The sequence below is a fragment of the Paenibacillus taichungensis genome, assembly GCF_003287275.1.
GTDB classification, from domain to species: Bacteria; Bacillota; Bacilli; order Paenibacillales; family Paenibacillaceae; genus Paenibacillus; species Paenibacillus taichungensis_A.
The window spans coordinates 67,512-79,886 of the sequence record NZ_QEVW01000026.1; the positions used below are offsets into that span (position 1 = coordinate 67,512).

Annotated in this window: 9 protein-coding genes; 3 read left to right on the plus strand and 6 right to left on the minus strand. The window is 47.5% G+C overall.

Annotation, left to right across the window (positions count from 1 at the left end; all coding sequences use genetic code 11):
• Position 1 precedes the first annotated feature (1 nt).
• Complete coding sequence (locus tag DC345_RS29175) at positions 2–1,375, minus strand: alpha/beta hydrolase (RefSeq protein ID WP_113056111.1); 1,374 nt, start codon at positions 1,373–1,375, stop codon at positions 2–4.
• A 488-nt stretch (positions 1,376–1,863) separates the two neighbouring features.
• Between DC345_RS29175 and DC345_RS29180 the strand changes: the two genes are divergently transcribed.
• Positions 1,864–4,023: an alpha-amylase family glycosyl hydrolase gene (locus tag DC345_RS29180; RefSeq protein WP_113056112.1), complete on the plus strand. Its 2,160-nt coding sequence runs from the start codon at positions 1,864–1,866 to the stop codon at positions 4,021–4,023.
• Positions 4,024–4,121: 98 nt separating this feature from the next.
• Here DC345_RS29180 and DC345_RS29185 read toward each other — a convergent pair whose 3' ends face one another.
• The 4 genes from DC345_RS29185 to DC345_RS29200 all read right to left on the minus strand — a co-directional run bounded on the left by DC345_RS29185 (position 4,122) and on the right by DC345_RS29200 (position 9,126).
• Entirely contained in the window at positions 4,122–5,408 is a 1,287-nt protein-coding gene (locus DC345_RS29185) for an MFS transporter (RefSeq protein ID WP_113056113.1), read from the minus strand.
• Positions 5,409–5,556: 148 nt separating this feature from the next.
• On the minus strand, positions 5,557–6,393 hold the full coding sequence (locus DC345_RS29190; RefSeq protein WP_076290382.1) for a sugar ABC transporter permease: 837 nt from the start codon (positions 6,391–6,393) through the stop codon (positions 5,557–5,559).
• Positions 6,390–7,745 (minus strand): carbohydrate ABC transporter permease, encoded by a 1,356-nt coding sequence (locus DC345_RS29195; protein WP_113056114.1) that lies wholly within the window; start codon positions 7,743–7,745, stop codon positions 6,390–6,392. The genes DC345_RS29190 and DC345_RS29195 overlap by 4 nt, the downstream gene beginning before the upstream one ends.
• A 94-nt stretch (positions 7,746–7,839) precedes the next feature.
• Positions 7,840–9,126: a sugar ABC transporter substrate-binding protein gene (locus DC345_RS29200; RefSeq protein WP_113056115.1), complete on the minus strand. Its 1,287-nt coding sequence runs from the start codon at positions 9,124–9,126 to the stop codon at positions 7,840–7,842.
• A 458-nt stretch (positions 9,127–9,584) separates the two neighbouring features.
• Here DC345_RS29200 and DC345_RS29205 point away from each other — a divergent pair, with 458 nt between their 5' ends.
• Positions 9,585–10,613: a LacI family DNA-binding transcriptional regulator gene (locus DC345_RS29205; RefSeq protein WP_064640517.1), complete on the plus strand. Its 1,029-nt coding sequence runs from the start codon at positions 9,585–9,587 to the stop codon at positions 10,611–10,613.
• Between the two features lie 125 nt (positions 10,614–10,738).
• On the opposite strand, the gene DC345_RS29210 is transcribed toward DC345_RS29205, so the two are convergent.
• Entirely contained in the window at positions 10,739–11,497 is a 759-nt protein-coding gene (locus DC345_RS29210; RefSeq protein ID WP_064640518.1) for an SDR family oxidoreductase, read from the minus strand.
• 190 nt (positions 11,498–11,687) lie between these two features.
• Here DC345_RS29210 and DC345_RS29215 point away from each other — a divergent pair, with 190 nt between their 5' ends.
• Positions 11,688–12,296 (plus strand): TetR/AcrR family transcriptional regulator, encoded by a 609-nt coding sequence (locus tag DC345_RS29215; protein WP_113056116.1) that lies wholly within the window; start codon positions 11,688–11,690, stop codon positions 12,294–12,296.
• Positions 12,297–12,375: the final 79 nt, after the last annotated feature.

Genomic DNA, 12,375 nt, shown 5'->3' on the forward strand with positions numbered 1-12,375 from the left:
GCTACCTCCTGTTCCCGGCTTTGGCAGCCGTGCTGCCCCAAGACTGGATTTTGTAATGTAGAGACAGGTTATCATGGGCACGAAACACCCGATTGGGCAGTGCCTTGCCATCTGCATCGGTTTCAAACTGCCGGAACCCTCGCGTGAACCTGAACCGAAATCCGCTGTCACGCGGAACCTCGAAACAGTCTTCATAATGACCACCTCCGGTATGCATAAGCTTCATGCCCATGCCTCCGTAGATCGAGTCATCATACATGTCCTGAAACGGTACTTCCGCACTCATGCAGACTGTCACGTGACCCGATAATTCTTCCACAACCTTGTACATCCGTGATGCCGTCAACTCTCCCACCGTCAGAGTAACTACTGCATGACCCATCTTGACAGGAACCAGTTCCCCATTGGGTCGAACCTCAAGAACATCGGGTTGATCGGAACGATATTCCCCTTCAAGCACACTCATGGTGAACCCACTGTCGTAATGAAGCAGCGCATTGATGTGACAGTTCATTCTGCCTTTCAATCCAATAACATCCCTTCCCATCAGCTCCAGAGAGATTGGTTTGCCGATTCGGCCGAACATATACAATAGCGGAAGATGAACCCGCTCTCCCCAATCCGCTTCCTGATGACCTGCATCCGGCTGTTCCAGAAATGAGATGTCCTTGCCAGGCTTATATCCCAGTTCGAGCATCTGATGGACTACATTCCTTACCTGGGAAGGAAGAAATAATCCTTCTGCATCCCCTATATCCATCCACATTTGAATCGGAGCACTGCCCTCAGGCATGAGGTACATATCCTCCTCCTGTAACCTGCTCTCCGCCGTTTCATCCAGCTGCACATCCACGTAAAAGGGAGAGAGCATGATCAGTTTGCCAAAAATATCAGGATGACGTGTTCCTATATGGAAGGTGCTGAGTGCCGCTGCGGAAGAACCAAGCAGTCCCGTATTGTCCTTGTCTGGAAGTGTGCGGTAATGCTCGTCAATGAACGGTTTCAGTTCATGAATGATAAAGTGTTCATAATCCAGGCCTGAGCAGCCCACACTCACCGCTTCTCTTGCAGGCGCAATGAAATGATAGAATTCATTGTGTGTAACTGGACGAACATGGGCAATTCCGACAATGATCAGTCCATCCATCAAGCCTTGATCAATCAGTTGGTCTGCCGCCTGATCTACGTGCCACGTTTCATTTCCCGCGGTCGAAGAGCCGAAGGCTCTCTGACCCGCATGCATGTATAACACCGGATAGCGTTGATCCACATGATCCTTATATCCTGGTGGCAAATAGATAAAAATCTTTCGTGTGTTGTCCAGCCTGGACGCCTTGAAACCTTCCACACATTCGATAACAGAATGAGTGTTCACTGATCCATCAACCGCCTCTCCTATAGATTTCGCTCATACACTACCGGGGTTTCTCTGTTTTGTTAGTCCTGCTTCGTTCTTCCCTTGGCTACATCGACAAACAACCCCGTCTCTGAAGAGACGGGGTTGTTTTAAAACACCGAAATGTTCTAAAATGCATAGCCCTTATATTGGTGGGTCTGCGAATAGTTTAAATCTGTTGAGCCTGATTTGTAAATATGGAAATAGAAAAAAAATGCTCAAGAAAAAGTTATTGACAACCAAACCATTATTTAATTATCATAACGTTGTGATTATAACTAGAGGGCCATGCTTTTAAACCCAATCGGTTTAGGACAACCCCGGTAACTCCAGCAGGAGGTGCCGGGGTTGTTGGCGTTCATTAAAGGGGGGATATCGTTAAGAATAACCTGCCAAAGTCTAACTTGAAAGCGCTTTTCTAATCAGGGAAGAGAACACACATTTAATAAACGAAGGGTGGATTACCAATGTTCAAATGGACCAAGCGAATCATCCTCAGTACCACGCTGAGCTTCAGCTTGCTGGCCGGAAGTGCACTGCCCATATTCCCGGCGGCCTCTGTATTCGCAGATGCGGATACGGCTGTAAGCAACAAGCAGAACTTCAGCACTGATGTTATTTATCAGGTATTTACCGACCGCTTTCTGGACGGCAATCCCTCCAACAACCCTACTGGGGGAGCCTATGACGCCTCCTGTTCCAACCTGAAGCTCTATTGCGGGGGCGACTGGCAAGGGCTAATCAATAAAATCAACGATAACTATTTTACCGATCTCGGCATTACGGCACTCTGGATTTCCCAGCCTGTGGAGAACATTTACTCGCTGATTAACTATTCCGGTGTCAACAATACGGCTTATCACGGGTATTGGGCACGTGACTTCAAGAAGACCAATCCTGCTTTCGGTACGATGACCGACTTCCAGAACCTGATCAACACGGCACATGCCAAAGGCATTAAAGTCATCATTGATTTTGCTCCCAACCATACCTCTCCTGCCATGGAAACCGACACCTCGTTCGCAGAGAATGGAAAGTTGTACAATAACGGTACGCTGCTTGGCGGCTACACCAATGATACGAACAAACTTTTCCACCACAATGGCGGCTCCGACTTCTCCACACTGGAGAACGGTATCTACAAAAACCTCTATGATCTCGCTGACCTGAACCACAATAACAGCACCATTGATACCTACTTCAAGGATGCGATCAAGCTCTGGCTGGATATGGGTATTGACGGCATCCGGGTGGATGCTGTGAAGCACATGCCGATGGGATGGCAAAAGAACTGGATGTCCTCCATCTATGGCTACAAACCGGTATTCACGTTTGGTGAATGGTTCCTGGGTTCATCCGCATCCGATGCGGACAACACCAACTTCGCCAACCAATCCGGCATGAGTCTGCTCGACTTCCGTTTCAACAATGAAGTACGTAACGTGTTCCGTGATAACACCTCCACGATGGTTGCCCTGGATTCCATGATCACCAGCACCGCCGCTGATTATGCCCAAGTGAATGACCAAGTGACTTTTATTGATAATCATGACATGGATCGCTTCAAAACAAGTGCCGTTAACAACCGTCGCTTGGAACAAGCTCTTGCATTTACACTTACTTCACGGGGCGTACCAGCCATCTATTATGGCACTGAGCAGTATATGACAGGTAACGGTGACCCGGATAACCGTGCCAAAATGCCTTCTTTCTCCAAAACAACAACTGCTTTTAACGTTATCAGCAAGCTCGCTCCATTGCGTAAAACCAATCCAGCCATCGCCTATGGAACTACCCAGCAGCGCTGGATTAACAACGATGTGTATGTGTATGAACGTAAATTCGGCAACAACGTGGCCGTCGTAGCGGTTAACCGTAATCTTTCGACTTCCACTTCCATCAGTGGCCTGACCACTTCACTTCCTTCGGGTACATACAACGACGTTCTTGCAGGTGCATTAAGTGGGAATAACATTACCTCTACAGGAGGTAACGTCGCTAACTTCACATTGGCAGCAGGAGCTACAGCGGTCTGGCAGTATACAGCCAGTACCACTACACCAACCATCGGTCATGTGGGCCCTGTAATGGGCAAAGCGGGTAATACCGTTACCATTGATGGTCGTGGATTTGGTACTACCAAAGGCACTGTCTATTTCGGTACAACCGCTGTTACAGGTTCAGCGATCACATCATGGGAAGATACTCAGATCAAAGTGACCATCCCTGCTGTTGCCGCCGGCAACTATGCAGTTAAAGTCGCAGCGAGCGGAGTTAACAGTAACACCTATAACAATTTCACGATTCTTAGTGGCAACCAGGTTTCCGTTCGGTTTGTCATCAATAATGCCTCCACAACTCTCGGCCAGAATCTCTATCTGACGGGCAATGTCGCTGAATTGGGTAACTGGTCCACAGGCCCTCTCGCCATTGGTCCGGCGTTCAATCAAGTGATCTATTCTTATCCAACCTGGTATTATGACGTGAGCGTGCCTGCCGGAACGAATCTGGAATTTAAGTTCTTCAAAAAGAACGGTTCTACGATTACGTGGGAAAATGGCAACAATCATACCTTCACCACACCAACCAGTGGAACCGCAACCGTTACAGTGAACTGGCAGCCTTAATTCCTTCACCGTCCTATCATTCAACCCGGAGTCAGACGCGATGAGCGTCTGCTTCCGGGTTCTTTGATTAGGCTCATCCTAACAAATAGCTGCATTTGCTATCGATAGGTCCGAATGGATTTTAATCCAACTGATGCAATCATTCCTACCACCAACAGCAATGCTCCCAAACTTTCCAGCACGGTTTGGGCACCCCACTGATCAGCCAAAACGGAAACCACCGTTAATCCCAGGATCGGGGCTGTACTTGTAATGGTACCGAGCACCCCGTAGATTCTTCCCTGCAGTTCATCGGGAACCTCGGCACGCATCATGATCTGGGTTAACATCGTACAGCACGCAAACATGGCTCCCCCAGCAATGATCAGCGGCAAGGCCACCAAAGGAGAAGATACATGGGATAACAGCATATACAGTGGTCCAAGGACCAGTAGACCGATAAACACCCATCGACCTCTTCGTTTCAGCCGGTTGCCTGAGGCAATCAGAATTCCGGAACCCAGCATGTACCCCAATGGAATACAAGTCTCGATCAGTCCGAACTGAACAGGATTCGCCTGCCATACTTTGACGGCCATGACTTGAACAAGCATGATGGCTGACATGAAGAAAAGAATCAGCAGCGGATTAAGAATAACGATGGAGCGAATCAGGGGATGTGCAAAGATGTAGGAAAACGAACCGCCCCACTCCTTTACGAACGATCCTCTATGTAGGGAAGAGCGTTGTACATCCGGAAAACGCCCGGCCAACATTACACATATCGCAGATAGCAGAAAGGTCACACCCGTAATCATAATAGCCGTAAACCCTCCAAATGCAGAAACCGCAATCCCCGCTGCGGCCAGTCCGCTAATCCGAGCAATATTATCGACCAGATGAATGGTTCCTGTAGCTTGCTGCAGATGCTCCCTCCCCACCAGACTGGTTACCGAAGCATGAAATGCAGGCGCCTGAAACAGGCTGGAGAACATCGAAAGGGAAAGCATGAGCAGTACGATTGGAAAAGGAGCATGCAGCACAAACAGACTCACCGCGATGATAAACGCCATGGCCCCGCGAAACAAATCCGACGACAACATCAATGTTCTGCGATCCAGCCTGTCGGCAAACGTACCCGCGAATGATCCGAACAGAAAACTGATGACCATGTTACATACCTGTACAGCTGCCATGCTCTTCGCACTTCCCGTGGTCTGCAATACCCACAGACTGATGGCAATGCCGTTGAAACAATCACCAAATACGGAGATGCCGTAGCCACACAAAATTCTGCGATAAGCAACATTGCGCCAAAGTGCCCTGTTGGCGATTTTCTGACTTTCCGCAGCAGCAAGAGCCCCGTTCGGTCCCAATTCCGGTTCTGGGGACTGTAGCGTTCCCATCGATCTTTTCCTCCTCTTGTCATTCGGATCTCAAACAGCAGGCAGGCGCTTCCGGAGCAGTTCCAGCGATGATGGAACCTCTCAGAAGCGCCTGATTGGTGGCCTGAATTGTTTTACAGAGTGTCTATGAGGTTAGATGTTTATTCTTTTATCCTTTGGAGGCGCCAGAGGTCAGCCCCTGCACCAGGAAGCGCTGCAGGAATACAAACAACAACGTAATCGGAATGGCAATCAGTACGGCCCCGGCAGCAAACATCGTAAAGTTACTGTCCTGATAGCGGCTCACCAGATCCCACATGCCAACTGCAAGGGTCCAGTTCTCTTTTGTCCGCAGTACCAGCCGGGCAAAGATAAAGTCCATCCACGCACCAGTGAAGCTGGTTAAGGCTACATAAGTCAGCATCGGCCGGGACAACGGCAGGATGATACTGGTGAACACACGCAGATGACTGGCACCATCAATTCGTGCTGCTTCATCCAAACTACGCGGGATGGTATCAAAGAACCCTTTGACAATAAATCCACCCAGCACGGCCCCGGACGAATAGACCAGAATCAACGCGGCATGGGTGTCCAGCAATTTGATCTGAAGCAAAATAATATAAATGGCAATCATGCTCATGAAGCTGGGGAACATCCCCAGGATCAGCATGGTGGATAGAATGGTCTTACGACCGCGAAAACGGAAACGGGACAAGGCATACATGCCCAAAGTCACCATAAGCGTTGAGAAAATCATCGTGAAAAAGGCGATCTTCAACGTGTTCAGATACCATGTGCCATACATGAACGACGGGTTGGTAAACAGTTCCCCGTAATGGGCCAGCGTGAACGCTTCAGGCCATAGACGTTCGCTGTACAGCGCTGCCCCTGGACGCAGTGACGAGAGAAATATCCACAAGACGGGATACACCGATACGATGGCAATGATGACCAGCAGCACATAACTGATCGCCAGACGCATGGGATTGTTGCGCTTTTTCATTGAATCATGTCCTCCTCCTTAAACGATTTGGAACGACGGAAATTCCAGATGGAGAACGACGCAATAATCAGGAAAATAATGATGCCGACCGCCGAAGCCATATTGAACTTGTTGTTATCCAACGTCAGTTTGTACAACCAGGTCACGAGGAGATCGGTTGATCCCGCGTATTGATAATCGCCACGCAGCGGATTACCGTTCGTCAACAGGAAGATGACATTGAAGTTGTTGAAATTCCCGGCAAATTGCATAATAAGCACCGGTGTCGTAGCGAACATGATAAAAGGAAGCGTAATGATGCGGAATTTCTGAAAGCCAGACGCACCGTCTACCTCAGCCGCTTCATACAAATCCCGTGGAATCGCCGTCAACACACCCAGGATGAGCACCATGCTGACCGGGATTCCGATCCACATGTTTACAATGACGACGGTAACCTTTGCCCAGAACGGATCGGTTAACCATGGCAACCCCTCAAGGCCAAAAGCCTTCATATACGTATTAATGGGACCAAACTGTCCGTTGAATAGGTTACGCATCAGGAGCAGTGAGATAATCTGTGGAATGGCATAAGGAAGAATGAATATTGTTCGCCACACCTTTTTGAAGCGAATCCCCTTCTGCTCGATGAGAAGTGCAACCAGCACCCCGCCGAAATACGTGGTGACCGTTGCCAGAATGGCCCAGATCACCGTCCACGTTAATACACCAAAGAAGGTATTGCTCCACGATTTAAGCTGGATCAGATCCGTAAAAGTTTTGAAACCAACCCAATCCACCAGCTTGGCAGGAGGAATATGATCCGGTGCCGAGTAATTGGTAAAGGCCAAAGTAATCGTAAACAAAATAGGCATAATGGTGAAAAACAGGATGCCCAGCGCAGGGATGGATAAGAACAGATACGGGAATTGTTTATCGAGCAGATATCTCAGGGAAGCAGAAGCTCCGGTGACCTGCTTTCCTTCCTCTCTTAATTTTCCCGTGATGTACGCATCCCGAATATTGAAGATATACAGAAGAAGAAAAACGAAAAATACCAAAAGTACTATGATTCCGTTGAGCAGCAAAAAGATGGAGTGGTCGCCCTGCTGCAGCACCGTTGATCCATTGACCTTGACGAAACGTTGCGTCTGCTCGCCCAGCGTCCATACTCCCCATACGGCCTGATTCAAACGGGGAATCAGATATGCGAGTCCCACTCCCTCTAAGATCAGAAAACAAATTCCCTTTATCCATTGACGGTTATACAACTGTCCAAGTCCTTGGAGGACAACGGACAACAAAGCCGCTGTCATGCGATGCTGTCTTTCTCGATTCGGCTTAACAGTGACTGGAACATGCTGTTGTTTCATTCATTCCTACTCCTTCCCGGCAAGCGAAGTTACCGATCAGTAATAGCAGAGTGCAGAGGACCTGTTGGCTTCCCCTGCACCTGCTCTTTCTTTTTTATTGGACAGTTGCAAGGCTCTCCTTGACTTGGTTGACTGCGTTATCCAGAGAGGTTTTCACATCCTTGCCTCCATCCCATATGTCGGTAATTGCCGCGCTGATGGGACCCCATACGCTATCCATGGCAGGAAGCGAAGGCATTGGGGTGGAGTTGTTGAATTGCTCAAGGAATGCCTTTGTGATTTCATCGCCTTGAATTTTCGGATCTGCCGCCACGTCTTTATTAGCCGGGAGAGTTCCGTTCATCTCAAAGTTGACCATCTGGGATTCGGCACTGGAGAGATAGGCCGCAAACAGCTTGGCAGCGTTCGGATAGGTTGTGAATGCATTGACGTAATATGCCTTGACTCCAGAGAAGGACGTCATTGGTTTGCCTTCAATTGCCGGGAGTGGAGCCACACCGAAGTCAATGCCAGCATTGCGATAATCGGCGATGGACCAAGGTCCGTTAATATCCATGGCCAGTTTCCCACTTGAGAAGAGACCTTTCTTGATGTCATAGTTCACATCGCCCATTTTTACAGGCAGCACTTCCGATTTCAGCGTTTGCAGGAACTGACCGCCCTTGATGGCTCCCTCATTGTTGAGGCCAATGTCCTCGCTGTTCATGCCTTCATCGCCGAAGATATATCCACCTTGGGAAGCCAGATAAGCAAAGTTGTAATAGAATTGCTGGAGCTCCCACATCAGAGTGTATTTGTTGTTTTTGGGGTCATTAAAGGTTTTGGCAAAGCTGATGATGTCATCAAATGATTTTGGTGCTTCGGGATAAAGCTTTTTGTTATAAAACAACGCATAGGTTTCTACGCTGTAGGGATATCCGTATAAGATGTCTTTGAAGGTTACGGCTTTAACCGCATTGTCACTGGTAGATTGCGTAGTCTCCTGCTCAAAAATATCATTCGGCAAGATCAGTCCGGCTTCTGAAGCGCTGCCAATCTTGTCGTGTGGGAAAACGACCACATCCGCAGCCAATCCCGCGGGTCCGTCCGTGGTCAGCTTAGTCACTTGATCGGTCGGCGGCAATTCCTCAATCTTTACAGAAACGCCGTACTCCTCTTCAAATTTCTTCGCACGCTCCTCGATAAAGCTGCTCTGATTTTTATCCTCCCATATGACAAGGCTTGCGCCCTCTTCTGGCTGAATATTTTCCGCGGTCACTGTGGTTTCTCCAGTCTCACCGCTGTCTGTTGTGGTTGGCGCTGCGCCTCCACCTCCGCTTGAACATGCGGTAAGTGTGAGTGCCATGAATCCTGCAAGTGCTGCTTGGTGCCATTTTCTCATTGTATTTCCCCCTTTTCGTGGTCATGATCGATGCTGTACTCGCGCTTTTCATCCGTTTTTCTGTGTACTGTTCCTGTACTCCGAAGTTCGCCGTGTATCCGTTTGAAAGTAATACAAACGTTTGCTCATATTAACCTCGAACTGGCCCAATCCTTATGTAATCGGGATGAATTCTCTAAGAAGTATGTTGATTTAATTAATGTAAGCGCTATAATGACAATAACATCATACAACAGCAAACTTTATTTGTACAAACGTTTGCACAAGTCATTTTCGTTCATTTTCCGTCACTTTTGTGGTGTTTCTTTCTGTAATTTCCTATTTGCTTGATCTCCCACCATCTTCCTTTATTTTTCGTTTCCCCTCTTCACCATGAAGCAGTTAGCAATTGATTTATCGAAGTCTTTGAATTAACATAGGAGACATGTTGAAATGCTTGTACAGAAGGGATTTTTCACATGATTACAATCAAAGATATTGCCAAATTGGCGGGTGTATCCCCTTCTACGGTCTCACGGGTTATTTCCAACCATCCCAGAATCAGTTCGGAAACATCACTCAAAGTGAAGCAAATCATGAAAGAAATGAATTATCATCCAAATATGATGGCCAAAAGCCTTGTTTCCAAAACGACTCAAACCCTGGGTATCATGCTGCCCCGACCTGCTGAAGAGCTGTTTCAGAACTACTTTTTCGGAGAATTGCTTCGGGGAATCATTACCCATGCCACCCGCATGAATTATGAACTTCTTCTCTCAACCGAAACGTCTTCCAGCGATGAATTAAATGCCATATCTCGCCTGGTGCATGGGCGGCGCGTGGATGGCATCTTGCTGCTTGGCTCCAAACGGGAAGATCCGATTATTTCGTTTTTGGAGGCGGAAAAGTTCCCTTTTGTACTGATTGGCCGCAGCGAAACGCATCCTGATGCTCCGATGGTGGACAATAACAATGTACAGACGGCTTTCGATGCAACTACACATCTGATTGCCCAAGGGCATAAACGCGTTGGATTTGTTAGCGGACCACCAGATTTGACGTTGTCTCATGATCGCCTGCTCGGATACAAAAATGCGCTTGAAGAAGCGGGTCTTGATGCTAACAATGACTGGATCGTGGAGGGAGAATTCCTGCAGGAAAGCGGCTTCCGGTCGATGTCCCTGTTCATGTCGCTACCCGACAGGCCAACCGCGCTCGTCGTTATCGACGACAATGTTGCCTTTGGTGTGCTTCGTGCTCTGGCTGAGCTGGGATACAACGTTCCTGAAGATATAAGTGTTGTGAGCTTTAACAATATTGCCTTATCGGAACTTGCTTCGCCGCCGCTTAGTTCAATTGATATCGGAACTTATCAGCTGGGCTATACTGCAGTCCAGGTATTGTTAAAAATTCTAAATGGTGAACATCTGCCTCAGAATCCGGTTATTATTCCGCACCGTTTGATTGTTCGGGATTCGTCCCTATTTACGTTATCCGGGAATGCGTAGACATGTCTGTGCAAACGTTTGTCCTGCTGACCTAATGTCCCACCTTCTCGCCTGTTGTGGACATGCAAAAAGAAGCCCATACACTGGTATGAGCTTCTTTGCATATTTCAGTTATGAACGATGGATTAGTAAGAACTCCATCCTGCATCTGCCGTTACGACTGTTCCGTTCACGAAGCTGGATTCATCCGAACCAAGGAACAGCGCCACCTGTGCAATCTCTTCACTTTTTCCTGCACGCGGATTAATTGCCATTCCCAGCTGTTGTCTGCTGGCACCGAAGTGGTTAATGTTTGTCATCGTGGAGGCAATATTGGTTTCAACCCCACCTGGAGCAATCGCGTTACAGCGAATACCTTGCTGAGCATACATGAAGCCTGTATTTTTTGTGAATCCAACAACCGCATGTTTGGATGCGGTGTAAGCTGCGCCTGCACGCGCACCATGCAATCCGCCTGCTGAGGCAATATTGACGATAACACCTTTTTGTTTTTCCAGGAAGATTGGCAGCACTTTACGAGTAGCACGCATAACACTTGTGGTATTGATCGCAAAGATCCGCTCCCACTTGTCATCCACAATGTCGCCAGCTGGTTCCATGCTGTCCATAATACCCGCATTATTGACCAGAATGTCCACAGTTCCATAGGTGTTAACCGTCGTATCGATCAGGTTCTGAATATCTTCTTCCTTCGCCACGTTCGCAACCACAAACGTTGCTTCTCCACCATTTGCCTTGATATCCTCAGCAACCGCCTGCGCTGAAGCCTCATTGATATCCGATACAACCACCTTAGCACCTTCCTGCGCGTACAGTGTTGCAATTGCTTTACCCATGCCGGAACCTGCACCAGTTACTACAGCTACTTTATCTTGAAGTCTCATATTGTATCAACCTCCATGTATTCGTTTACAATGAGTTAACAAACAAATGTTCATTAACTCTTATCCTTAGTATAATAAGTCATAGCATTCCTGTTCAATCAGTAAAAGCTTGCCCAATTGTACGTTAATCAACACTTCTAATTCCGAATGTACTTTATCTTAAAATACCTATTTACGAGGAGTACTGCATATGACCGAACTTCCGAGTTCCATGGATCGAAGAATCAAGAAATCCAAAGCGGCACTGAAGGATGCCCTCATCCAATTGATGCAAAAGCAGTCATTCAAAGAAATATCCATTACTGATATCGTACAGCTGGCGGATCTGAATCGGGGCACCTTTTACAGACACTATCAATACAAAGAAGACCTGTTCAATGAGATCATCGATGACATCATTAAGGATCTGGTCTTCTCCTATCGTGAACCGTATCTGGATAAAGAAATATTTGAAGTAAGTCATATGCCCTCTTCGGCAATCAAAATATTCGAACATGTACATCAGCATGCGCAATTCTACACCCTTGTCGTCAAATCAGAAGCATCATCTAACTTTCAGCAAATGATCTGCGATGTTCTGCGTGACCTTGCCCTTCAGGACCTGAACGAAATATTTCCGTCCCATATTAATCGCGAGCTGCTGGCAAGTTATCAATCCCACGCGATCTTTGGCATGATTATTGAATGGATTCGGCAGGAATTCAAACATAGCCCTGCTTATATGGCAGATGAGTTATTTAAAATCATTAACTACAAACCTGGCAATGTAGTGTATCACACCCCGTATAAGGCGCCCTAAGCACAATTGTATTGGCAAACCCAACATAAAAGTTGAATGAAAGTCTCTCTTTTGCCTCATATTAATCAGGAATCAATTG